Below are 24,022 nucleotides of genomic sequence, written 5' to 3'. Positions count from 1 at the left end.
CCTACTTTTTAAATACGCCAGTTGCACCACGACTCGTTAAGGTCACCAAACTACCCACCACTACGGGTAAAGATAGCCCGCCATAACAAATCAAATACTTAGCTTCCCATCTTGGATTAAACTTATCCTTATACCTTCTAAGCCCCTGAAAGTTGTAAAATTTATTCCCCTTCTTATAAACCGTTTTGGCAAGCTTGGTCCAAAACGGTACCAAGGCTCTATCGGTTAATCCAGACATGGGCGCCATGCCAAGATTAAACTGCTGATATCCTTGCTGTTTGCCCCAAAGCAATAGCTCAGTAAACAAGAAGTCCATTATGTTGCTGCCCGATAAATTCGGCAGATAACGCATCAAATCAACGGAGAACTCCATTTTGGCGCCACTGGCCCACACATTGGAAAAAGCCACCAGCTCGCCATTCAAATACACTAAGGCCATTGGCGTAGCGCACAGGTAAGCGGCGGAGAAATAACCAACCGAAAATCCCTTCTCTCGCCCCTGTTTGGCTTTAAGCCAACTGGTTGAAATAGCCTCTAATGTTGGCAATAGACTCTGCACTTCACTGGCATCGACAACTTTAAAGCTCAAGCCTTCCCTTAATGCCTTGGCATGGCTCTGCCGCAAACTGCGATACTTACTCGACTGCAACTCAAATTCCGCTAAGGACACTATGGCCTCTTCGCCGAGTTTATACAGGCTCAACCCTTGCTCTAAAAAGTGGGGTAAATACTTTTGCGTCACTTGATAAAACACTGGCCAACCATCGTAGGCGTCACACAGCTCGCGAAACTGCCACAGGAGATCATCAAATTTATCTGGATTACCGATAGGATCGCCCATCACCACCCAACAATGTCCGGCGCGGGCATACATTAAGAAGGCATCTTTATCTTCATTAAATAACAGCGATTTATCTTGTACTAAGGCAAGATAACCGTGGCTACTCGGCGCATTGGCAACAATCTCCATGGCGCAGCTCAAGGCTGAGCTATCTAGGCGACTGGTATGGGGTTTTCGCACCGCAAGCACATAGCGAATGGCAAAGCCGAGCAGAATCGCGAGAGCTATCGCACCGCCCCGTAACGCACGGGACACATGGCTATCCTGCGAGAAGGTTAACCAGAGCGAATGGTCATAATCCACATCTTGGTAGGCAAAAAACAATACCCACACCATCAAAAATAACGCCGCGGCGAGGGATAATAACCAGCCGAAGGAATATTTAACACCCACAATCGAACCTTGGCGATAAAACACCTGTTCACAGGGCAGCATTAATAAATAGATAAGACCGAGTGCTAGGGAAATCTGCCACTCTGCACCCTTAAGCACAATAAAAACAATGGCTACTAATAACAACTTTTGGGTGAGTATGAAGGCTTTTTTATAACGCTTAAACAAGCCATGGGATAATAACAGTAGTAAAATACCACTGGCACTCAATATTAAGCTCGACAATTCGACTATCGGCAGCGGCACTATCTCCCCTAGCCAATGATATTTATGCACAATGGAAGGGTTAACCACTGACAGCAATAAAACTAACCCGACGGAAAACACACTAATGCTTAATAGTGGTGGCAATAACTGCCTGACAATATGTAAATCAATATTTATCTTAGATAATTTATCCTTATTATTTAATACCAAGCCTGCCACAAAATAAATCAGGGCCAGCATAAAAGGCACAATATAATAAATGACCCGATACACAATCACCGAGCCCAGTATTTGCTCAACGGGTAAATACTGGGATAAGGTCACTGTAACCACAGATTCAAAAACACCAATCCCTCCAGGCACATGGGCAAGCACCCCGATGGCATTCGCCACAAAGAAAATACTGAGCACTTGAAGGTAACTTAAACCATCCACCGCAGGCAGCAGGGAATAGAATAATGTTCCCACCACTAACCAATCGAGTGTCGAAACCACAAATTGCTTTAACGACTGAGACAGTACGGGAGGCGCAAACTCAAACCCACGAAAATAAATCGGTTTTTTACGCAATAGACTAAACAGAAAATAGCCTACGACACCGAGCAGCATCAGAACACCAAACACGCGGCTTAAGGAAAACAACCACGTCGGCAACGGCAAATCAGCCAGTTGCTGCGCCGGGAAGTTAATCAGCGCGATACCACAAATAAAGAAAAACCCGAGGAAAAAAGTCACCGAGCAGGCGAGCACTATTTGAGTAATTTGATTACCGGTTAACCCTAACTCTGAATAAAACTTATAGCGTATCGAAGTGCCTGTGAGTAATGAAAACCCTATGGTATTGGAAAAGGTAAAGGCTAAAAATGAAACGGGAGCGACCTTTTGATAACTTAATGATGAGCCAAGTTGTTTAATCGCAAGATAATCATACAAGGTCAACATTAAGTAGCTTGTCACAGTCAATGCAACGGCAAGCGCAAGCTGTGAAAATGAAAATAATTTAACCTCAGCCAAAATATCATTTAGTTGATAATCCTGCTCAAGGTTATACAAAAGCAATAACGAGACTGTGAATATTAGTAAGCTAATAATCACCCGAATGCGTCTCCCCATTTTCATCTCCACATATTATTAAGGGGCAAATCAAGGTTAATGGCTATTATTGATAAAGCATTAAATCTGAATTAACTTTAATTTATTATTAAGCACTGTTTTAGCGAAAGATTTTTAACATAGTGATTTTTGAGTGGCAATCAAATTAAGCGTTAACTAGATGATGTTTTATTCATCTTGTAACAAGTATGTTTTAATTTGCATTAATAATATCCAACCGCCTTATCTGAAGATAAAAACACCAGTAAAGGTATTCAGTTCCTCCCCAACCACTCACCCATATTTTGGGATAAGAATGTTGAGCTTAAATCGAGTCGCGTAAAACCATCCCCCTTTACCGCAGCGATAACTTGCACCATTTTGGCCATATTTCACATTGCCTTTTGCTGCCCCTAGCGCATTCTGTTAACGAAATAATAACAAAAAGCAGGAGCACCTATGTTCAACAAGACGACACACCCACTGGCGAAGAAGGGCGTTAAGGCGACACCACGCCACCTTTGGCCGAGTAACTCCCACAGGAATAAAGCTCAAAGTAAGGCGAATTGGCTGATGCCAACTGGGGTCGCCCTACTGATGGCTTTTAATCTCACGGGTTGTTTTTCTGACGATGATCCAGCACCAGAGGTCGTCACGCCCCCCGTAGTTCAGCCCCCTGAAACGGGCCCCACCTTCCCCGAAGGCGCCATCAAAATCCTTCGGGGGGATAATCTCACCACCCGTATTCAAGAAGCCTTAATCAACGCGCAAAGTGGCGCTGTGATTGTGCTACCAAAGGGCACCTTTAATATCGATTCAACATTACTGTTCGATGGCGACGTGGATGGGGATGGCAGTTATGCCAAAAACATCACTATCATGGGCTACGGGATGAAGGACACTATCCTCAATTTCGCCCAAGCCAACTCGGGGGATGGGATTTTCGTGCAAAATGCGCTGAACATTACCATTCAAGATATGTCGGTCAATGAGGCCAAAAACAATGGCATCAAGCTTAAAAATACCAATGGCATCATACTGCGCCGCGTGGGGGCGGTGTGGGAAGGTGAGCTCGACAAAGATAACGGCGCCTATGGTCTGTATCCCGTTGAGTGTGAAAACATTTTGATTGAAGACAGCTATGTCCGAGGAAGTGCCGATGCGGGGATTTATGTGGGCCAATCCCAATATATTGTGGTGCGCCGCAATATCGCCAAGGAGAACGTTGCCGGGATTGAAGTCGAAAACTCTAAGTATGCCGATGTGTATGACAACGAAGCCATGGGCAACACTGGCGGGATTTTAGTGTTCGACTTGCCGATCAACAACCACAGATACGGCTCTAGCGTGCGGATTTTCAACAACAAAGTGTATGACAACAACACGCCTAACTTCGCCAACGCCTCGGCCAACCCCGCAGGGGTGCATATAGTGCCGCCAGGCACAGGGGTGATTGTGCTGTCGACCGCCGATGTGGAAATCTTCAATAACGAAATTACCCACCACGATACCTTAGGGGTGACTGTCAGCAGCTTCTTTATTGCAGAACCCGACATGACCTCCTTTGTCGGCAACTATGGGCAACCAGGTCAAGCCATTGAAGATGGCTGGCGCCCAGTGCCGCGCAATATCTACTTGCACGATAACGTGATCACTGACTATGGCAGCAAGCCTAAAGGCTATTTAATTCAAGATATTATCCGCGCGTATGTCATCAGTCACGGCACCTTGCCCGGCGTGCTCTACGATGGCTTAGGGGAAATGCTTGCCAATAACGGCACCGCCGCTTACCTAGGTTTGAAAGAGGCACCCTTTGCCACAGATGGCAGCGATAACGTCTGCGCCAGTGATAACGGTGATGTGTCCTACGGCAGACTCTATGCCAACAGCAACACCGACATCAGTATCGCTGATGTGCAATACGAGAAGACTCAGAACAACCTACTGAAATGTACCCAGGTGAGCCTACCCGTGCACACAGTCACCTTCGCGGGCCAAGTGTTTGGCTGCGGAGTTGACGATAATACAGCGGGTTGTGATGGCGGCGTGCTCGTTGGCGGCGGAGGCACTATCGGTGAAGGCGAAGGTGGTTTAGTGGGTGATGGTGACCAAAGTCTTTGTCAGGCGACTGGGTCAAACGTCAGTTGGGATGCGCTGCTAAAAGCAAACTGCCCTAAACTGTCGGACTACAACCTGTTCAGCGATGCCAAAAACCCTACGACAGGGCCTAATTCGGGCGGTGTCCCTTACGATCTTAACACTCAGCTCTTTACCGACTACGCCAGTAAATACCGCTTTGTGTATTTGCCTTCGGGACAAAAAGCCAGTTACTCCGAAAACGAAGCGTTTGATTTCCCTGTGGGTAGCGTTATCGTCAAAACCTTTGCCTTGCCAAGCAACACCAGTAAGCGCGGGATCAGTAACGAGAGTTTGATTGAAACCCGTCTGCTAATCCATCGTCCAACGGGTTGGAGCGCCCTGCCCTATGTGTGGAATGCCGATAAGACAGATGCGACGCTGGCGAAAGCCGGTGCAATTAGCAGCCAAACCTTAAGCCATAAAGGGGAAAGCCTCACCTTTAACTACATGGTCCCGAGCATGAACCAATGTAAGCAGTGTCACCAGTTTAAGGCCGATGACAACAGCAACGCCGTGTTTGTACCTATTGGTCCTAAGGCGCGCCATTTAAACCGCAACTACAGCTATCAAGATGGCACCATGAACCAACTGCTGAAATGGGAAAGCCTAGGTATTTTGCAGGGATTACCAAATCTGAGCCAAGTACCACAAGTACCCGCCTACCACGATGGTGACGAAGCCACAGTCGCAAGCTTAAGCGATACCGCATTAATGCAAACGGCTAAGGGTTATCTCGACATCAACTGTGCCCATTGCCATAGACCCGAGGGCAACGCCTCTAACACCGGCCTTAAACTCGAGTACTGGCGTGGCTACAGCGATGATGCGGGTTTCTCCCACGGTACCTGTAAATCGCCCGTCGCCTATGGTGGTGGAAACTTAGGTTTCGACGTTGTGCCTGGCAATGCCGCAGAGTCCATCATGCACTTTAGAATGCAAAGCACGACCCCGGGCGATCGTATGCCTGAAATTGGTCGCAGCTTATCCCATGATGAAGGCGTGGCGCTGATCAGTGAATGGATAAAACGCCTGCCCGCAGCAAGCTGCTCGCACTAGCGTTATCGGTAACAGTGGGTGAAAGCAGGCTTGCAATCACCCACTTGCTTACCATTCCAAGACTGAGCAACACCCTGACAGAGAAGGCCGACTTAGGCCTTCTTATTGCAAGCAACAGCTTAAAGAGCGGATAATCCAATGAAAAACCGCCTAACACTCATCGCAATCTTCAGCTTAACGATGTTAGTAACAGCCTGTGGCGGCGGTGACAGCCAAAGCAACGACAATGGCCAAACGCCGACTCCGCCAACGACACCGACTGTACCGACAACGCCCACCAGTCTGTGCGTGAATACCACAGGGCAAGTTAACTGGCCCGCCTTAATGGCAGAGGACTGCCCAGAGTTAAGTCAATACGGGCTCTTTATCGACCCCGCAAACCCTACCGCGCAGCCGCAAGCACCGGGATTTGGTTATCAGCTCGCCACACAGCTTTTTTCTAATTACGCCAGTAAATACCGCTTTATCTATTTACCCGCAAGCAGCAGCATGCAATACCAAGCGCAGGAAGCATTCGAGTTTCCAACTAGCGCCGTACTGGTCAAAACCTTTGCTCTGCCACAGGATACGGCTATCAAAGGCATAGCCAATGAAACCCTTATCGAAACACGGCTATTGATAAAACGCCCCCAAGGCTGGACGAGTCTGGTTTATCAATGGCAACAAGGTGAAGCAAAGCTGCTAACCGCGGGCGCAAGCGTGCACCATACCCTGATTAATCAAGGTCAAAACCAAAGCTTCGATTACAACATTCCGAGCCGCGCCGAGTGCAAAATTTGCCACCAAATCAACCAAGATAACAGCAGCCAAATCATTCCGATTGGCCTTAAAGCCCATCTCTTGAATCGCGATATCATCGACCAAGGGCAAAGTGTCAATCAACTCAGTCTCTGGGCTAAACAAGGCAAGCTTGAGCTGTTACCCGAGTTAAGCCAAGTCGCTAAAACCTATGCCATAGACAACCTCCAAGCCGATTTAACCAGCCGTGCTAAGGGCTATTTAGATGTTAACTGCGCCCATTGCCACAGCGCCAAAGGCTATGCCAGCATCTCCGGCTTACGCCTTGGGTTTTATATCGACCATACCAGTTATCAATATGGGATCTGCAAACAACCACCCGGCTGGGATGGTGGCCCTAAAGGACTCGATTACGATATCGTCCCCGGCAATGCTGACCATTCGATTTTGCTCTATCGCCAAACGCTGTCAGAACCTAAGGACCGCATGCCGCCCATCGGCCGCAACCTTGAGCACCAAGAAGGCGTGGAATTAATTCGTCAATGGATAGATTCACTGGCACCGAGTTTAGGGAATTGTACTTAGATGGATGGCTAGCGGTTATCAACACTAGGAAGGAGATGCAGGCAATATGACTGTATCTCCAACCAACCGCCAAATGATTTAACTATGGTTTTAACGGCAAAACTGCGGCTTCAAGGGCAAAGTTCAGTCAATCGCCTTATTTAGTTAGCCCTTTCACCACCATTTAGCCGGCTAAAATATCCAGGCGGATGGCCAATCCAATGCTTAAAGGATTGACGAAAATGGCTAACATCGCTGTAGCCTAGGGTCTCGGCAATCGCCTCAATATCCAATTCGCTTGCTAAAATCAACTCGACCGCCCTTTGGCAACGCACCTGATCGACTAAACGTTGATAACTCGAACCAAGCTGTGCCAGCTTGCGCCGAAAACTGCGATCGCTCATATGCAGTTGCGCCGCCATATCATCTAAATGGAGCACTTGGGGAAAATGTTCGTTGATTGCCGCCAGCACGGTTTCGATAAAGGATGTGGTCGAGACAGCAGTGACCTTTTCGGCGTAGGCAGGGAAAGGATACTGGATAGCAAGCGCAAGATGGTTAAGGGAAATGCTCCATTCGTAATATTCGCAATTAAACTGCACTTGAGCACCGGTGGCTTCATTTAAAAAATAGCTGTCACGGACAGGTTCCGCCAAATGGATTTGCCTAAGCGTTATCGCCTCCCCCGTGAGCTCTCTGGCAAGCCCTAACAGCGAACCTATGCTGTGCAGAAATTGAAATCCATATTGTGCTTGGTCGATACGGCCAGTATTGAGCCAACGAATGCAAACACAGTCTTCCTCGAGGCGCACTAAGGTATCGGTAAAACTGCCAACCAGTTGGGGATGATTGACCACAAACTGCAGGCAGGCCTGTAAAGACGTTAGCTGTGCGAGATGGGGCAAGAGCACATCTAAACTACTCACCCGATAGCTCAGGCCTAATTTAGTGCCGATATCGGGGTCGCCGCCCTGCAAGCGTAAAAACTCCATTGCATATTCCACCTGCCACACAAACACAAACTGGCAATGATTGAGCTCTGCTTGGCCAACGCCGATATGCTCACAGACTTGCTGTAAGGCGTTTTCGCCTAACTGCGAGGCAATAAAATCGAGAATATTACGTAGCTCAAATGCGGGATAGGTTTGATCACCAACCATCAGGTTCGTCTTGTAGTCGACGCGCTGTAACATGGAAAATCCTTAATATGATTTGTTCAGCTTTTAATTCCCTAGGTGATTAGTTGTATAAGATCTCGCTTATTTTGAATAGTCTTAAACCAAACTTAATGTTAAAAAAATGTATTATTTTATTTCGCACCCGGACAAAACAAAAACGCCTGCATTTTCGCAGGCGTTTTCATCAGGATTGAGTTAGCTCGTCGGCTTACATGGGACGATTTTTCTCAACTAAGCGATTAAAAATCGCATTGACCGATAAGGACGCACCATGGGCGATTTTGTCGGCCAACTTCTTACGGACTTGATAGCGCAACTTGTAGACGGTACGTTCGCCAGCTAACTGCATTAACACATCATCACTGGTTGAAATCGCATCGATAAGGCCTAATTCAATCGCCTGTTGACCGTACCAATGTTCACCCGTGGCCACCTTTGCCAAGTCGAGCTGAGGACGATATTTGCTCACGAAAGCTTTAAACAATACATGGGTTTCTTCCAGCTCCTGTTGGAACTTCTGTCTGCCTTCGTCAGTATTCTCGCCAAAAACGGTTAAGGTGCGTTTAAAATCACCGGCCGTATGTTGCTCGTAGTCGATTTCATGTTTCTTCAATAAACGGTTGAAGTTAGGCAACTGGGCAACGACACCGATTGAGCCTACGATGGCGAATGGCGCGGCATACACTTTGTTTGCCACACAGGCCATCATATAACCACCGCTGGCAGCGACCTTATCCACGCAAATCGTTAATGGGATCTCTGCCTGACGCAGGCGGTCAAGCTGGCTAGAGGCTAAACCGTAGCCATGTACCATGCCTCCACCACTTTCGACATTCACCACCACTTCATCGCCCTTTTCGGCGATGGTTAAAATCGCGCTGATTTCTTCCCGCAGAGAAGCCACTTCGGCGGCATCAATACTGCCTTTAAAATCAATAACAAAAACTTTGCCTTTGCTGTCTTCTTCGGCCGTTTTTTCCTTTGCTTTTTCGTCTGCTTTCAGCTGTTTTTCGTAGGCTTTAAACTGCTTCTTCGACAGCAGTTCTTCCTTCAAGCTGTGTTTAAGCTCTTCCAGTTCTTCTGAAAGGTTGGTGATCCTCAGTTCACCTTTATCCGATTTGTGCTTCACCGTGGACGCGAGCACCACAATAATCACAGCTACAAGCGCAACCACAATCGTCACGGCTTTCGCTAAAAACATGCCATATTCGTATAGAAATTCCAAAGTACTCTCCGTTGGGGCCTAAGGTGATCCGGTTTAGTGCGCGCTATTCTAACAGCCTAAAGCGCCATAAAAAAACCCAGCAAAGGCTGGGTTTTTAGGATTTTACACGCGACTAGTTAGAACAGGTCGCGATCACGCTTGGATCAGTGACGAAAATAGTCGCTTCACCCTTACCTGCAGTCCATGCATAGGTCGCCACTTGCGTCTGCATCTCAACCGTTGCCGCAGCAGCCATACCATCCGTTGAACTCTTCTCGCTTGGATCAACAATTGAGCTATGATGACCCTTAGCAAAACGCACCGCACCAGAACCTTTGGTGGTTGCATCCACACAAGGCAGACCGATTGCCGAAATCAACGGCTCAGTGCCTGAGAGTGGGAAGTTATCCACGCGATTAGGTAACACTTGGTCAGGTAAGTTGCCGTTACCATCACCCGCAATTTCGATTAAATGTACGGGTAATCCTGTTTCTTTCAACATGCCTGCATGGTTAACCGGATCCGCCGAATCCACCGCCGTTTGCACCGCAAAGGCAAAGGTTGGAATAAACTGCGCGTAAACCCCTTGTACTAATGCCGCATATTCAGGGCTGCCTGGCTCGTATCCCGCAGTATTGGCCTTATCCACTAATGCTTGGAACGTCGATGAGGCAGTGACGTTGCTAAACAACACTGGTCCAAAGGTCGCAGAACCGGCAAATGCACCCGCTAAACCACCCGCTGGCGCCGCCAGAGAGACCGCATTGATGGCATAAGGGTTAGGTAGCGCTTCGCCCGTGCTTGGATTTTTCATGCCCGTGCTGGCATAAGTCGCAAAGTCGGTACCGACAATCGCACCCAAACTTAAGCCCTGTGCACTAATCTTGGAAATATCAAATAATTGCTTCTGTCCTGCCTGTGCAAGCCCCTGCGCTAAACCTGTTAAGGCTAAACGCACGCCAAGGTGATCCATAGTGGCCTGACGGAAGTTATCCCGCACCGACAGCGTGCTTGAGATATTCACGAAGACGAGTGGATTACCATTTTTAAAGGCATCAGGTGTACCAATCACGTTACCGAAGGAAGGGTCGGTTGCCGAAACTTCGTAAACCCCATCACCATTGGCATCGAACGAGCGGGCACCATGCAAAGGCATATCGATGGCCACCGTTGCCACACCCATAGCGGCATAGCTACCCGCATAGGCTAATGACATTTCCTTACCGCCGCCTAAACCATGCAATGCAATCGTCGTTGGCCAGCCAGAAGTCGGTGGTGTAAAGGTTAAACCTTGTTGCTGATAGAAGGCCGCGAGTTTGGTCGCATTCGGCATAGAAATCAGTACAGGTACCGTTTCATAACCTTTAATCGCAGGGATGGGGTTAAATTTGGTTAAATGCTTGGTTTTATCCGCAGCCGTTCCATCATCTAGCAACCAGGTTTTACCGGCCATCAAAGAAGGATTCGCTAACGCATCGGCAGGGTTAGCAATCCCATTGGCCACCGCCTGCATACCAAAGTTGGTTTGACTTAAGGTACCCGCTTGCAGCGCTAATAATACCGAAACTGGGCTATCGCCTTGGGCTTTCCAGCGGCCATTGATCAGCGGCTGACCTGCCGATGACAGGCAGCTGACTGAGGAGCAGTCACCGTAAATTGGCAATTTAATCTTAGCGGTATAAACGTCGGCTAAGCTTGAAACCACATAGACAGGATCATTTGCATTAGGTGGTAACCTTAACATATCTGCTACTGTAAACCCTGTAGGCGTTGGCATTTGCGCAAAACTTGGCGCATAAGGTGCGCCCTGTGCCATCAAGAGTTTTGTGGTTTCATAGACGTTTGCAACCGATTGAGTGGTAAACAAGCCTGAATAGGTAATGGTTGAAGTATCGACATTGTGTGCCGCTGCAATCCCTTTCTCATAGCTGTTGACTAAGGTTTGTAGCATCAATTGGTCAGGCGTTTCTAAGGGTAAGGTGTTGATATCCATCTTCAACGTACCATAGGTCGTTGAAGGGGCAATGCCTCGTCCCTCTGAATCTTGGATTAACTTGGTTGTCGCATAAATATAAGACTGACCGGCTTTAAGCGGTTTGAGTGGCACGATAACGACTTTATTACCCGATGCCATCGACACAAAATCCACACCAAATTGCAATTCGTCGCCGACTTTACAGGCAGATACTGACGGCTTAGTTGTACATTCAGGATCCGATGACAACGGCCCCCCCACAGTGGCCTCAAACATTCTCACTGCGCCCGGTTGAGCAACCGATGCCGCCATCAGGGTCAGTTGGGTGCCATCATGGTCTTTTGCTAAATCGATATCAATTGAAATGGGTGATGTGGTTGACCATCCATCTAAGGCACCAAGGGCAATTTGCGGATCGACATAGTTCCCCGAACTTTCACCCGGGATTGATAAGGTGCCATCCGTGGTGCCGCTGAACAGCAAATCATTAGGCAAAGGCACTTTAGCATTCGCGGGGTCAAACACCATATGGGATTCAGGGATGAGCGGCTCTGTCTTATCCTTGAGTTCGTTATAACTGTCCTCGCCACATCCTGTGAGGCCCAGTGCTGATGCAATCGCAACACACAAAATGAGTCTTTTCATTTTTTTTCCCCAAATCTTGTTGTAATAGTTTTGTTTTCCCCAAGAAATTAGTCACAATAGCGCAAAAGCTATGACTAATAGGGCTTATGTTAGCCCCTAACTCGTTTCAAGTTAACGTAAAAATATTGAGTTAGCCACAAGTTTGTCACAAACACTTTAGCTATTTATAACAAAGTTTCATTCATTTGTTTGAAACATGCGTTTAGCAATTCGGCGACTCTAGAAGTGGCGGGCATTTTCGCCAAGAGGAATAAAAGGCTCATGTTGGAATATCAAGCAGCAAAAGATTTACTCCAAGGTAAAACCATCCTGGTGACAGGCGCTGGCGCAGGTATCGGTCGCGCGGCGGCCATTGAATTTGCCAAACACGGTGCTACCGTGATTTTACTCGGTAAAACCGTCAAAAAACTCGAAGCCGTATACGATGTAATCGAACAGGCGGGTTACCCAACGCCAGCGATCGTGCCGTTGGATTTAAAAGGCGCCACCGAACAAAACTACCGCGATATGGCCGAAACCATTGGCGAGCAGTTTGGTCATTTAGATGGTTTACTGCACAACGCTAGTTTACTCGGCGCCTTAGGTCCGTTTGAACACATCGATATTCCATCACTCGAAGATGTACTTAAAGTCAACGTCACCTCACAGGTCATGCTGACCAAGGCCTTATTGCCTATTATGCGTCAAGCACCCAGTGCCTCGATTATCTTTACCTCAAGCAGTGTTGGCCGTCAGGGCCGCGCCTACTGGGGCCCCTATGCCTTCTCTAAATTTGCAACCGAAGGTATGATGCAAGTACTCGCCCACGAATGTGATGGCACTTCTGTACGCGTTAACAGCATTAATCCAGGTGCGACTCGCACCGAAATGCGTGCTAAAGCATACCCTGCCGAAAATCCATTAGATTTAAAAACGGCCGAAGAAATCATGCCAACTTACCTCTATTTAATGGGGCAAGATTCTAGCGAAATTAACGGTCAGCAATTTAACGCTCAATAAGCAATGCAGCTCTAACGCACGAATAGATAAAAGTAAAGAATCCGCCTTCTTAGAAGGCGGCTTTGATTTGCCCCTGGAAGGGGCTATTTCCTTACACCTACTTCATCTGTAGCGACAATTGAGCATCATGCTCTAGATCTTGCTTATCTTGATGGCGAACATAGCGTCTTATGATTTCCTCATTTACGCCTACCGTATCAACAAAATAACCCCTCGCCCAAAAGCTATTTCCCCATAACTTCTTGCGAGCATGAGGGAATTTGTTAAAAAGCCTTATTGCGCTCCTACCCTTCAATATCCCCATTAATGTGGATACTGACAACTTTGGGGGAATTATCACGACTAGATGCACATGATCTATCTGGACGTTTAATTCTAAGACCTCACAACTTTTCATATTGCATAGAATATAAATCGACCTGTAGAGCTCTTTACCAAGGTTACCTTTTAGAATTTTGAATCTGTACTTAGGCGTCCAAACGATATGATATTTACAACGCCAGTAAACATGTGATGAACTTCTGTAATCGCCCATGTTTCTCGTTTCCTCTTACTTGTGGTGAATAAGAAGGTCTCTTTTAACATGGGCGTTATTCAGGCTATAGCCTTAAGGGACAATCACCACCGCCAGAGGCGGTGGTTTTGGGATGACAATAAAGGGAGCCCTACGCTCCCTTTATTTTTGCTCAATCACTGAACCTAATCTTCGCAAAGTAAATCATCGTCTTATGCTTCTCTGGAGCCTCTCCATTATGGACTTGGCTCTTATCTGAAACCGATATCATTTCGTGACTTGAATAATAGCTCACGTAAAGATAACCCCCTTCGAGCACAACTCCAGCATAACTGGTATCGCCTTGCGAAGGTAAAGTAAGCCACTCGTGAATTGTGCCCGTCTCTTTATTTATCTCAATAAGTGCTGTGCGAACGCTTCCTTCATAAAGACGCACAACCGCCATCAAATGGGATTGATAAACAAACATCACCGGCCCACCAATGCGTTTATCGAGTGTTTGCCACGCCCATTGATTGAATGGCGGTAAACTATGGCCGAGTAAACCTAAAAACTCGTCACTCCACACGGGATCGCGCCTTAATAAACAAAAACAACTCCCTTGGTGAAATACGAGCGAGCTTTCATTTACATAGCCTTGATTATTAAACACTGACATCCAAGACTTGAACTGCTGTCCATCATCACTTTTATAGAGACGGGTATCCCCATCAGGCCCCGCTCGATACCCCACGCCATAGAGTGCATCTTGATGCTCAGTTAAGCGCCATAACCAATAACCTTTATCAGCGACCTCCTGTGCTTCAGACCAATGTACGCCATCCTTTGAGCGCCAAAGATAGGACTGTAAACCTGATTTATCGTGCTGAGTCCCCCCGCCCAATAACAATAATTCCCCTCTAAACTCAATTAACTTGCCATCGCGCAAATCCGCTCGAGTGGAAGTAAGCAGCGACATACTTTGCCACGTCCCACCAGCATCTTGAGAACGGAGAATACGTAAGGCGCCATCGGGAGAAACATGGGCGGAACCTTCCCTAAACACACAGAATAATGCGCCCTGAAATAAGACGAGATCGGTAAAGGCATTGTGTTCACCTTGGTCCCAAATTCGCTTGACCGATATTAACTCCATGGTTCATCTCCTCGTCATCTTTAGGTTTGTTATAGCATAACCGCTGGCCGCAGAAAGCAAAAAAGGCCGCATGCGGCCTTTTTACTGAGAGACTAAACATCACTCGAAAGATATTAACTACGCTGACGTGTTGGCTTAGCCTTAGGCGTCGCAGTCACTTTATGCTTGCGTACGGCGCGGCGAATTTTAGCACTCTTTACCTGAGCACGGGCCACGCTGTGTTTATCGGCGGCCAGCATAGTGCGAGTTTCAGGTTCAAGACCCGCTAATTGGCGCAGGTAGTTAACTTGCTCAATAGGCAATTCAACCCAGCCACCACGAGGCAGAGATTTAGGCAATTCCACCATACCGTAACGCACACGGATCAGACGGCTAACTTGCACCTCTTGGGATTCCCATAAACGACGCACTTCGCGGTTGCGGCCTTCACGTAAACATACGTGCCACCATTGGTTCATGCCCTCGCCGCCTGCGGCTTTGATGGCATCGAACTGCGCCATGCCGTCTTCTAACATTACGCCGGTACGCAGACGTTGTACCGCAGCCTCAGGCACCTCACCAAAGGTACGTACTGCGTATTCACGTTCAACTTCGTTAGAAGGGTGCATCAAACGGTTTGCTAATTCACCATCTGAGGTAAACAGCAATAAGCCTGAAGTGTTGATATCCAGACGGCCGACCGCAACCCAACGGGAGTCACGCACTTTCGGCAAACGGTCAAACACGGTTGGACGACCTTCAGGGTCTTTACGGCTACAAATCTCACCTTCGGGTTTGTGATAGGCGAGTACGCGGCAAATCACATCGTCAGCGGACTTAAGCGATACGGCTCTACCATCGATACGAACCTTCGCATCGGCTTCGATACGGTCGCCAAGATTGGCAATCACGCCATCAATACTAACTCGGCCTGCAGCAATCCATGCCTCCATCTCACGACGGGAGCCATGGCCTGCACGGGCCAAGACTTTCTGCAATTTTTCACTCATTAGTATCTTGCTCTTCTGACTGTTCAGGCGTTACTTTCAAACCTGAAAATACCGCCTGCAATGACTCAGTATCCGTAAGCGCAGGTAAATCCGCTAGGGTATCTAAGCCAAAATAGGCTAAAAATTCTAAGGTCGTGGCGTAGAGTGCGGGTCGCCCCGGGACTTCTTTATGGCCAACGACTTTAATCCAATGTCTATCTGACAAACTTTTAATGATATGGCTACTAATGGCCACACCTCGCACCTGCTCAATATCACCACGGGTCACGGGTTGACGATAGGCGATCACCGCCAAGGTCTCTAATGTTGCCCGCGAATACTTAGGTGCTTTTTCCTGCCACAGGGGTTGCAAAAAAGGACTCAGGACTTCCAAGGTCTGGAAGCGATAACCTCCAGCCACTTTCACAAGTTGAACACCCCGTTCCTGATAATCCTGCTGCAGCTCTTCCAATGCGGCTTTGATTTTGTCTCTGGAAACACTGAAATCCGCCAACACGGTTTCTTTCAACATTTTCACCGACAAGGGTTTCCCCAATACAAACAGACTCGCTTCAATAAGCTGTTTTAATTGAATTGGATTTATCTGCATCAATTAATAGGCCTTTACGTAAATAGTTGAAAACGGCTCTGTTTGGTACAATTCCACTAATAGTTCTTTGACCAATTCCATCAGCGCTAAAAAGGTCACCACCACACCGGCTCGGCCTTCTTCGACGCTAAATAAACGCTCAAAGGGCGTAAACGTCTCGCTATTAAGCATGGCTAAAATTTGGCTCATACGCTCGCGGGTCGATAACTGTTCACGCTTAACATGATGATCTTCATTGGCATCGATACGTCTAAGCACCTCGCCAAAGGCGCGGGCGATTTCAAATAACGATACATCTGGCGGGATCACCAAAGGTTTGATATTCGGTGAAGGTGCCGCGGTTGCTTGAAACACATCGCGTTCAAGCCGAGGTAAATCATCAATTTTTTGCGAGGCTTCTTTGATCACCTCATAGGCCTTCAATTGACGGATCAACTGGGCCCGTGGATCTTCCTCCACTTCATCTTCCGCCACCATACGCGGCAGCAGCAGCCGGGATTTAATCTCAGCCAGTGTTGCCGCCATGACCAAATAATCCGAGGCCAATTCGATACGCGCCTGAGTAAGCATCGCGATATATTCTAGATATTGCGCGGTGATCTGCGAAATGGGTAAATCGACAACATCTAATTTTTGCTTACGGATCAAATACAAAAGTAAGTCGAGCGGCCCTTCGAAGGACTCCAAGAACACTTCTAACGCCTCAGGTGGAATAAATAAATCCTGTGGCATTTCGGTCATCGCCTGACCGCGAACAACGGCTAAGGGTAAACTTTGTTGCGTGCCCTGCATCCGCTATCCCCATGTAAAACAATCGTTTTTAAACGGTTGTAGATGACTGACTCGAACCTGTACTGAGCGCGGCATAAGCTCGCTATGCAAGCGCCCCTACGCCAAACGCGCGATTATACCCGCAATTGAGCGGCGATAACACTGTCAAATGATGGTTTTATCGCCTCAATCTCTTAGGATAAATCGCGGTTAGAGAAAGGGGGTCACATCACCCGCGCCTTCACGCAGCACTTCGAAACCATCTTCCGACATATCAATGACCGTGGTCGGTTTTTCACCTAAATAACCGCCGTGAATAATCACATCCACTTGATGTTCTAACAGATCGCGAATGTGCTCAGGATCAGATTCAGCAAAATCACTATTTGGCATCACCAAACTGGTCGACATCAGCGGCGCATCTAACGCTTCGAGCAGAGCTAAGGCAATAATATTATCAGGCACGCGGATACCTATGGTTTTCTTCTTGTCATTTTGCAGACGACGGGGTACTTCCTTGCTCGCCTTAAAGATGAAAGTGTAAGGTCCAGGCGTGCAGCTTTTTAAGATGCGGTAGGCCTGATTATCCACCTTGGCATAGGTCGCTAACTCGGATAAGTCGCGGCACATTAACGAGAAATTATGGTCATGCTCGATTTGACGAATGCGGGTAATGCGCGTCATCGCGTCTTTCTCGCCAATCATACAACCGAGGGCATAGCCCGAATCGGTTGGATATACAATCACACCGCCGGACTTAAGCACAGCCACTGCTTGACTGATCAGGCGTACCTGTGGATTTACTTCGTGTACATAAAAAAACTGACTCATGGTCGTTCCACCCAAGATCCCGACTGCCAGACCCAATCAATACCTTGAGGCTGGTAGAGATTTTTACCTAGTTCAATCCAATTGCTTGGAAAGTGAAAATCACTCCCTATCGATGCAAGCAACTGATTTTGGACACTCAGCGCCACTAAATTTGCCCTGTCATCCACCGTTTGTTGGCCGAGTACCACTTCCATGGCATCCCCGCCTGCTTCTTTAAATTCTCGCACTAACCGCTTTAACCACTTGGCCGACAACTTATAACCGCTCGGATGGGCCAATACCGCAAGGCCGCCCGCGTTGTGGATCACCTCAATCGCGCTGGCCATATCGCCCCAATTATTGGGCACATAGCCGGTTTTACCACGAGCTAAATAGCGTTTGAACACACTTGGCATATCCACCGCATGGCCATTATCGGCAAGCCAGCGTGCATAGTGACCGCGGCTTATGGCAGCGCCAGCGGCGAGTTTTTTAGCGCCCTCATAGGCGCCTTCAATCCCGGCTTTAGCCAAACGATGGCCGATTTCTTCGGCACGCTGCTCACGCAACTCACGCTGATGCGCTAAAAAGCCTAATAACTCGGCATGGGTCTCATCAAAGTTGAGCGCCACTATGTGAATATCGTAACTATTCCAACGGGTTGAAATCTCAACCCCAGAAATCAGTTTTAACGGTTCGGCCTGCGCTTGATTGAAGGCGCGGGCTTCACCTAAGCCAGCAACCGTATCGTGATCCGTAATTGCAAATAACTGCACGCCCTTTTCAAGGGCTCTGGCGACCAGCTCGGACGGCGTGAGATGACCGTCGGATGCGGTCGTGTGGCTGTGCAAGTCAGCCAATATGCTTTGAGTATTCATGCCGTTATTGTACGTGAATTTAAGATGAAATGTGCATTTATCTCACACTTTATCGAGTAGGAATGGCATTCGGTACAGTGATTTAGCGGCGTGAATCCATCATTTTGAAAAATATTCAATTGACTTTCGACTCAGGCTCATGTTTTCTATAGCTCAACTAACGAATTATTGAGGCCCTTTTGAATGACTCAGATTAACGCTTCTTTCAACATCATTTGGTGGTGGTACTTCCCAACTTAGCGGGTGGTGTGAAGCTCTGTGCTCATTTGAAAGTAACAGAATCAACAAAAAAGCCCGCAGAAATGCGGGCTTTTTTGTTGGTGCGAAAAATGTCTGCAACGCGGTAAACGGATAAAAAGCGAGATAAGCATGACCCTAAAGACATTTAATCAGGTTACCCAAGTTGATGGCGCGCATTTTGCCCCGTCTCAACAGACATTCGCACGTTCGCATACGCTCAAGGCGACGCTGGCATATCATAGCGACCCACTGCGCCTGTACCAGCACATCACCCAAGATGTACCCCATACCATGTTGTTAGAATCGGCAGAAATCGACAGCAAGGAAAATCTTAAGAGCATGGTGATGACCCATGCGGCGCTGATGATCCGCTGCGATGGCTATCGTTTACGCTTTAGCGCACTGAGTGACAATGGCGTCAGTTTACTCGCCCCCATCGAGCAATTTTTTATTGCTCGTTCAAGCCAAACTCAATGCCAACGCGATGGCCACAACTTAGTGGTCACGCTGCAAAAGGACACTGAGCTTAAGGATGAAGATGCCCGCTTAAAATCCACCTCGCCCCTCGATGGTTTGCGCTTGTTTGTAAAGCATATCGACTGCGGCCAGACGCCAGCATTCGAAGACTTATTTTTAGGTGGCGTGCTCTCCTACGATTTGATTGATACCGTCGAGCCACTGCCTGAAGCACCAAATGGTGCAAATGATTGTCCTGATTATTTATTTTATCTCGCCGAAACCTTAATTCTTATCGATCACAAGCAAAAACACGCCGAGATCATCACTCACAACTTCAGTGAAGGCACTGAACAACATTTAGAGGTGACCCAAGCCTTAGCCGAGCGAGCAGAGAACATCAGCGCCCAATGTGAAGCCCTAGCCAAGAGTGCAACACCTGCACCCGCCCTCGTCGGCATAACGGCCACAGAGCAAGTGAATGTTAGTGATGATGACTTCAAGCAAACCGTTATTGATTTAAAAGAACACATTATTGCCGGCGACATCTTCCAAGTCGTGCCTTCACGCAGCTTTAGCCTGCCCTGCCCCGATACCTTGGGAGCTTACCGCGCACTACGTTTAACCAACCCCAGCCCCTATATGTTTTATTTCAGGGGCTATGACTTCACCCTGTTTGGCGCCTCGCCCGAGAGCGCGCTGAAATATGAAGCCAGCAATAATCAGGTCGAAGTCTACCCGATTGCAGGCACCCGTAAACGCGGCAAAACCGCCAGCGGCGAGATCGATTTCGACCTCGATAGCCGTATCGAACTCGAATTGCGTTTGGATAAAAAAGAGCTCTCCGAACATTTAATGTTGGTCGATTTAGCCCGTAACGATATCGCCCGTATCAGCCAAAGCGGCAGCCGCAAAGTGGCCGAGTTACTTAAAGTCGACCGTTATTCCCACGTCATGCACTTAGTCAGCCGCGTCACAGGTCAACTACGCCAAGACTTAGATGCACTCCACGCCTATCAGGCCTGTATGAATATGGGCACGCTAGTTGGCGCCCCGAAAGTGCGCGCCTCTCAATTGGTGCGTCAAGCAGAAAAGACCCGCCGCGGCAGCTACGGCGGCGCTGTGGGTTACCTCAACGCCCTTGGGGATATGGACACCTGTATCGTTATCCGCTCCGCCTTTGTGAAAAACGGCGTTGCCCATATCCAAGCGGGTGCTGGCGTGGTGTTTGATTCCGATCCGCAGAGTGAAGCCGATGAAACCCGCCAAAAGGCGCAGGCTGTGATTTCGGCCATCAAGATGGGCGCAGGCTTGGATGAAAGCCAGCAAGCAACTGCGACCACTACGACTGAACAACAAAGATAAGGAGCCCAAGATGAAACTCTATTTACTCGATAACTTCGACTCCTTTACCTACAACTTAGTCGACCAATTTAGAAGCCTTGGCTGTGAAGTGGTGATCTACCGTAACGATGTTGCCGCCGACTATATTGCCAACAAGCTGTTAGCGGAAACAGAGCCCAGCGCCTTAGTCCTATCGCCAGGCCCAGGTGCGCCCCATGAAGCGGGCTCCATGATGTCGCTGATCGACAAAGTCGCGGGCAAAGTGCCTATGCTTGGGATCTGCTTAGGCCATCAAGCCATGGTGGAATATTACGGTGGTAAAGTGGAGCGCGCGCCTTTTGTGGTGCACGGTAAAGCCAGCCCCACCTTCCATAATGGTACAGGTGTGTTTGCTAACTTGCCTTCGCCCTTACCTGTCGCCCGTTATCACAGCTTAGTCGCCACAAAAGTCCCCGATTGTCTTGAAGTGATTGCCACCACAGAAGAGATGCCAATGGCGATTTTGCATGCCGAGCACAGGGCGGTCGGTTTTCAGTTTCACCCAGAATCCATCTTAACCACCTTGGGCAGCACATTGTTAACCCAAACCTTACGCTTTTTGACTCAAGACATCGTCCACAATACCGCAGGAGCCCAATAATGAGCGCAACATCGATTCAGCCCCTGCTCGATATCTTGTTTCTGGGTAAAGCATTAACCCGCGAGCAAACCGCCAGCCTCTTTAGCACCCTTATCCAAGGTGAAATGAATGAGGCCGTGATGGCGGCAATGTTAATGGCCCTTAAAATTCGCGGCGAAACCATTGCCGAAATCAGTGGCGCCGCCGATGCGATGCGCGCCGCCGCCAAGCCATTCCCCTATCCAGCCTCAAGCCGTAGCCAAGGGATTATCGATATCGTCGGCACAGGTGGTGATGGTTTTAATACCATCAATATCTCCACCACAGCAGCCTTTGTCGCGGCAGCCGCTGGCGCCAAGGTCGCAAAACACGGTAATCGCTCGGTCTCGAGCAAATCGGGCTCTTCGGATTTACTCGCCCAATTTGGCATCGATTTAACCATGTCACCCGAGCTGGCGAGCCGTTGCCTGGAATCACTCAATCTGTGCTTCCTGTTTGCGCCCCACTACCATGGCGGTGTCAAACATGCGGTGCCTGTTCGCCAAGCGCTGAAAACTCGCACCTTATTCAATGTGTTAGGGCCATTGATTAACCCTGCGCGCCCAGAATTTATGTTGCTTGGGGTGTATAGCCCAGAGCTAGTGACGCCCATCGCCCGCGTACTGCAAGCCCTTGGTACGCAAAGAGCCATGGTGGTACACGGCAGTGGTTTAGATGAAGTAGCGCTCCATGGCAGCACGCAAGTCGCCGAACTTAAAGACGGTGAGATTATTGAATATCAACTAACGCCTGCGGATTTTGGCGTGCCACAAGCCCAAATTAGCGAGCTTGAAGGCGGAGAGCCCGCACAAAACGCCCAAATCACTCAATCTATTTTGCAAGGACAAGGCAGCGATGCCCACACCCATGCGGTTGCCATCAATGCAGGTTGTGCCTTATATCTGTGTGGCCTGTCGGACTCAGTCAAAGCTGGCACCGCCCTTGCGCTCAATACCATAAAAAGCGGCAAAGCCTTTGAATTACTGAATCAACTCGCTAAAGTCAGCAGCGAAGCACAGGAATAATGACCATGACACAGGTTCAACAACCCGACGCCCATCGCTCGGAAGATAATCAAGCATCGCAGGATGTAAGGGGTAGCATGCAAACCAGCACCGCAAAAGCCAACGTTTTAACCCGTATCGTCGATACTAAGGCCGCCCATATCGCCGCCCTTAAGTTGCGCTTTCCTGAAGACAGCTTAACCCCCAAGATTTCGGATCGTAGTCTATTTGCTGCCTTAAAAGCCCCGAAGGCGGGTTATATTTTAGAGTGTAAAAAAGCCAGTCCATCCAAAGGCTTAATCCGTAAAGACTTTGATGTCGAAGCCATCGCCTCGATTTATACCCAATATGCCGCTGGAATTTCAGTATTAACCGATGAGCAATTTTTCCAAGGGGACATTGACTATATCCCGAAAGTGCGGGCCAAAGTGAGCCAACCGATTCTGTGTAAAGACTTTTTTGTTGACGAATATCAAGTCAAGTTGGCCGCTCACCAGGGCGCCGATGCGATTCTGCTGATGCTTTCTGTGCTCGAGGATGAGCGATATCAGCAACTTGCCAGCGAGGCGGCCAAGTATCAACTCGATGTGCTGACGGAAGTCAGCAATGAGGAAGAACTGAAACGCGCCATCGCCTTAAACGCACCTATTATTGGCATTAATAACCGCAACTTACGGGATTTAAGTACCGATTTGGCCACCACAGAAGCCCTTGCGCCGCACATTGGCAGCGATCGCGTGGTGATCAGCGAATCGGGCATTTACACTAACGAACAAGTGCGCCGCTTAAGTCCGTTAGTCGATGGCTTCTTAGTCGGTAGCTCGATTATGGCCGAAGAAGACATTGATTTAGCCTGCCGTAAATTGATCTTCGGTCACAATAAAGTCTGTGGCCTCACCCGCCTTGAAGATATTCAAGCGGCGGCCACTGCCGGCGCCGTGTATGCAGGGCTGATTTTTGCTGAAAAATCGCCGCGCGCGCTCACCCAAGAGGCCGCAAAGCAGTTAGTACAGCAATACCGCGCCGCCAACTTGCCCGCCATTGAGTTTGTCGGCGTATTTGTAAACAGCACACCTGAGCTGATGGCGAGTGTCGCCCAAGAATGCAGCTTAGCCGCGCTGCAACTGCATGGCAGTGAGACGGAACTGGAAATTGCCGAATTGAGCCAATTGCTGCAACAGGCCGGACTGAACACCCAGATTTGGAAGGCGGTCAGTGTCGATGCGCAAAGCGGCGAGCTTGCTGCGATGCCAAGAGGTGTGCAGCGTTATCTTTTTGATAGCAAGAATGACGCAGGTTTTGGTGGCACAGGGCAAGCCTTTAATTGGCAACTCCCCATTGCCCATAAAGCCGAGGCCATGCTCGCGGGCGGCCTCAATGCTGACAATGCTGCCCGTGCCAATGCCCAAGGATTTTACGGTTTAGATTTTAACTCTGGCCTCGAAACGGCTCCCGGCGTTAAGTCGGCAGAGAAAATCCAAGCGGCATTTAGTCAACTACGACTCTAGACCAGCTTTTATAAAAACCTGTGCAAAGCACAGGCTAGCCAGAATTGAAACTCGATGGCGTTAACCTAAACCGCCATCGAAACAAATGAATAGGA

18 protein-coding genes and 1 other annotated feature are annotated in these 24,022 nt (G+C 48.5%); of the genes, 7 read left to right on the top strand and 11 right to left on the bottom strand.

All coding sequences use genetic code 11. The features are described from left to right. Nucleotide 1 precedes the first annotated feature (1 nt). On the bottom strand, nucleotides 2-2,554 hold the full coding sequence (mprF, locus tag SHEWANA3_RS08085; protein WP_011716586.1) for a bifunctional lysylphosphatidylglycerol flippase/synthetase MprF: 2,553 nt from the start codon (nucleotides 2,552-2,554) through the stop codon (nucleotides 2-4). 438 nt (nucleotides 2,555-2,992) lie between these two features. Between mprF and SHEWANA3_RS08080 the strand changes: the two genes are divergently transcribed. Together SHEWANA3_RS08080 and SHEWANA3_RS08075 are read left to right on the top strand one after the other, a co-directional pair. Continuing rightward, entirely contained in the window at nucleotides 2,993-5,728 is a 2,736-nt protein-coding gene (locus SHEWANA3_RS08080) for an SO2930 family diheme c-type cytochrome (RefSeq protein ID WP_011716585.1), read from the top strand. A 138-nt stretch (nucleotides 5,729-5,866) separates the two neighbouring features. Continuing rightward, nucleotides 5,867-7,051, top strand: a complete 1,185-nt coding sequence (locus SHEWANA3_RS08075) for an SO2930 family diheme c-type cytochrome (protein WP_011716584.1) — start codon at nucleotides 5,867-5,869, stop codon at nucleotides 7,049-7,051. A gap of 140 nt (nucleotides 7,052-7,191) precedes the next feature. Here SHEWANA3_RS08075 and SHEWANA3_RS08070 read toward each other — a convergent pair whose 3' ends face one another. From SHEWANA3_RS08070 to SHEWANA3_RS08060, 3 genes are all read right to left on the bottom strand, one after another. Beyond that, nucleotides 7,192-8,223: an AraC family transcriptional regulator gene (locus tag SHEWANA3_RS08070; RefSeq protein WP_011716583.1), complete on the bottom strand. Its 1,032-nt coding sequence runs from the start codon at nucleotides 8,221-8,223 to the stop codon at nucleotides 7,192-7,194. A gap of 193 nt (nucleotides 8,224-8,416) precedes the next feature. Further along, nucleotides 8,417-9,433: a protease SohB gene (sohB, locus tag SHEWANA3_RS08065; RefSeq protein WP_011716582.1), complete on the bottom strand. Its 1,017-nt coding sequence runs from the start codon at nucleotides 9,431-9,433 to the stop codon at nucleotides 8,417-8,419. Between the two features lie 112 nt (nucleotides 9,434-9,545). Further along, a complete protein-coding gene (locus tag SHEWANA3_RS08060; RefSeq protein WP_011716581.1) occupies nucleotides 9,546-12,032 on the bottom strand; it encodes a VolA/Pla-1 family phospholipase in 2,487 nt (828 codons plus the stop codon). Between the two features lie 261 nt (nucleotides 12,033-12,293). Here SHEWANA3_RS08060 and SHEWANA3_RS08055 point away from each other — a divergent pair, with 261 nt between their 5' ends. Beyond that, nucleotides 12,294-13,031, top strand: coding sequence for a YciK family oxidoreductase (locus tag SHEWANA3_RS08055; protein ID WP_011716580.1), 738 nt, complete (start codon nucleotides 12,294-12,296; stop codon nucleotides 13,029-13,031). A gap of 97 nt (nucleotides 13,032-13,128) precedes the next feature. Here the strand turns inward: SHEWANA3_RS08055 and tnpA are convergent, their stop codons facing one another. The 7 genes from tnpA to SHEWANA3_RS08020 form a co-directional block, all read right to left on the bottom strand. Beyond that, nucleotides 13,129-13,566: an IS200/IS605-like element ISShes4 family transposase gene (gene tnpA, locus SHEWANA3_RS08050; protein WP_011716579.1), complete on the bottom strand. Its 438-nt coding sequence runs from the start codon at nucleotides 13,564-13,566 to the stop codon at nucleotides 13,129-13,131. Nucleotides 13,567-13,717: 151 nt separating this feature from the next. Further along, nucleotides 13,718-14,680 carry a hypothetical protein gene (locus SHEWANA3_RS08045; RefSeq protein WP_011716578.1) on the bottom strand — a complete coding sequence of 321 codons (963 nt, stop codon included), beginning with the start codon at nucleotides 14,678-14,680 and terminating at the stop codon, nucleotides 13,718-13,720. A gap of 113 nt (nucleotides 14,681-14,793) precedes the next feature. Next, complete coding sequence (gene rluB, locus SHEWANA3_RS08040) at nucleotides 14,794-15,669, bottom strand: 23S rRNA pseudouridine(2605) synthase RluB (RefSeq protein WP_011716577.1); 876 nt, start codon at nucleotides 15,667-15,669, stop codon at nucleotides 14,794-14,796. Next, nucleotides 15,662-16,258, bottom strand: coding sequence for an SMC-Scp complex subunit ScpB (gene scpB, locus SHEWANA3_RS08035; RefSeq protein ID WP_011622248.1), 597 nt, complete (start codon nucleotides 16,256-16,258; stop codon nucleotides 15,662-15,664). The genes rluB and scpB overlap by 8 nt, the downstream gene beginning before the upstream one ends. A gap of 3 nt (nucleotides 16,259-16,261) precedes the next feature. Then, entirely contained in the window at nucleotides 16,262-17,050 is a 789-nt protein-coding gene (locus SHEWANA3_RS08030) for a ScpA family protein (RefSeq protein WP_011716576.1), read from the bottom strand. 189 nt (nucleotides 17,051-17,239) lie between these two features. Then, entirely contained in the window at nucleotides 17,240-17,860 is a 621-nt protein-coding gene (locus SHEWANA3_RS08025; RefSeq protein WP_011716575.1) for an L-threonylcarbamoyladenylate synthase, read from the bottom strand. After that, the gene (locus tag SHEWANA3_RS08020) at nucleotides 17,857-18,717 is read right to left on the bottom strand and encodes a PHP domain-containing protein (RefSeq protein ID WP_011716574.1); all 861 of its coding nucleotides are present in this window, start codon (nucleotides 18,715-18,717) and stop codon (nucleotides 17,857-17,859) included. Before SHEWANA3_RS08020 ends, SHEWANA3_RS08025 begins: the two co-directional genes overlap by 4 nt. A 210-nt stretch (nucleotides 18,718-18,927) precedes the next feature. After that, nucleotides 18,928-19,035: a sequence feature (Trp leader region), on the top strand. Nucleotides 19,036-19,086: 51 nt separating this feature from the next. Between SHEWANA3_RS08020 and SHEWANA3_RS08015 the strand changes: the two genes are divergently transcribed. The 4 genes from SHEWANA3_RS08015 (at nucleotide 19,087) to trpCF (ending at nucleotide 23,927) form a co-directional block, all read left to right on the top strand. Next, nucleotides 19,087-20,778, top strand: a complete 1,692-nt coding sequence (locus tag SHEWANA3_RS08015; protein WP_011716573.1) for an anthranilate synthase component 1 — start codon at nucleotides 19,087-19,089, stop codon at nucleotides 20,776-20,778. A 10-nt stretch (nucleotides 20,779-20,788) separates the two neighbouring features. Then, nucleotides 20,789-21,397, top strand: a complete 609-nt coding sequence (locus SHEWANA3_RS08010; protein ID WP_011716572.1) for an aminodeoxychorismate/anthranilate synthase component II — start codon at nucleotides 20,789-20,791, stop codon at nucleotides 21,395-21,397. After that, nucleotides 21,397-22,440, top strand: a complete 1,044-nt coding sequence (trpD, locus tag SHEWANA3_RS08005; RefSeq protein WP_011716571.1) for an anthranilate phosphoribosyltransferase — start codon at nucleotides 21,397-21,399, stop codon at nucleotides 22,438-22,440. Before SHEWANA3_RS08010 ends, trpD begins: the two co-directional genes overlap by 1 nt. 77 nt (nucleotides 22,441-22,517) lie before the next feature. Beyond that, nucleotides 22,518-23,927, top strand: a complete 1,410-nt coding sequence (gene trpCF, locus SHEWANA3_RS08000; RefSeq protein WP_244096614.1) for a bifunctional indole-3-glycerol-phosphate synthase TrpC/phosphoribosylanthranilate isomerase TrpF — start codon at nucleotides 22,518-22,520, stop codon at nucleotides 23,925-23,927. Nucleotides 23,928-24,022: the final 95 nt, after the last annotated feature.

The sequence above is a fragment of the Shewanella sp. ANA-3 genome, from assembly GCF_000203935.1.
GTDB lineage: Bacteria > Pseudomonadota > Gammaproteobacteria > Enterobacterales > Shewanellaceae > Shewanella.
This window is presented reverse-complemented; position numbering and strand designations above follow the sequence as displayed.

Bases quoted from the DNA above. Each gene is read 5' to 3' on its own strand.
- mprF (WP_011716586.1), bottom strand. From the start codon at position 2,554: ATGGGGAGACGCATTCGGGTGATTATTAGCTTACTAATATTCACAGTC.
- SHEWANA3_RS08080 (WP_011716585.1), top strand. From the start codon at position 2,993: ATGTTCAACAAGACGACACACCCACTGGCGAAGAAGGGCGTTAAGGCG.
- SHEWANA3_RS08075 (WP_011716584.1), top strand. From the start codon at position 5,867: ATGAAAAACCGCCTAACACTCATCGCAATCTTCAGCTTAACGATGTTA.
- SHEWANA3_RS08070 (WP_011716583.1), bottom strand. From the start codon at position 8,223: ATGTTACAGCGCGTCGACTACAAGACGAACCTGATGGTTGGTGATCAA.
- SHEWANA3_RS08060 (WP_011716581.1), bottom strand. From the start codon at position 12,032: ATGAAAAGACTCATTTTGTGTGTTGCGATTGCATCAGCACTGGGCCTC.
- SHEWANA3_RS08055 (WP_011716580.1), top strand. From the start codon at position 12,294: ATGTTGGAATATCAAGCAGCAAAAGATTTACTCCAAGGTAAAACCATC.
- tnpA (WP_011716579.1), bottom strand. From the start codon at position 13,566: ATGGGCGATTACAGAAGTTCATCACATGTTTACTGGCGTTGTAAATAT.
- SHEWANA3_RS08045 (WP_011716578.1), bottom strand. From the start codon at position 14,680: ATGGAGTTAATATCGGTCAAGCGAATTTGGGACCAAGGTGAACACAAT.
- rluB (WP_011716577.1), bottom strand. From the start codon at position 15,669: ATGAGTGAAAAATTGCAGAAAGTCTTGGCCCGTGCAGGCCATGGCTCC.
- scpB (WP_011622248.1), bottom strand. From the start codon at position 16,258: ATGCAGATAAATCCAATTCAATTAAAACAGCTTATTGAAGCGAGTCTG.
- SHEWANA3_RS08030 (WP_011716576.1), bottom strand. From the start codon at position 17,050: ATGCAGGGCACGCAACAAAGTTTACCCTTAGCCGTTGTTCGCGGTCAG.
- SHEWANA3_RS08025 (WP_011716575.1), bottom strand. From the start codon at position 17,860: ATGAGTCAGTTTTTTTATGTACACGAAGTAAATCCACAGGTACGCCTG.
- SHEWANA3_RS08020 (WP_011716574.1), bottom strand. From the start codon at position 18,717: ATGAATACTCAAAGCATATTGGCTGACTTGCACAGCCACACGACCGCA.
- SHEWANA3_RS08015 (WP_011716573.1), top strand. From the start codon at position 19,087: ATGACCCTAAAGACATTTAATCAGGTTACCCAAGTTGATGGCGCGCAT.
- SHEWANA3_RS08010 (WP_011716572.1), top strand. From the start codon at position 20,789: ATGAAACTCTATTTACTCGATAACTTCGACTCCTTTACCTACAACTTA.
- trpD (WP_011716571.1), top strand. From the start codon at position 21,397: ATGAGCGCAACATCGATTCAGCCCCTGCTCGATATCTTGTTTCTGGGT.
- trpCF (WP_244096614.1), top strand. From the start codon at position 22,518: ATGCAAACCAGCACCGCAAAAGCCAACGTTTTAACCCGTATCGTCGAT.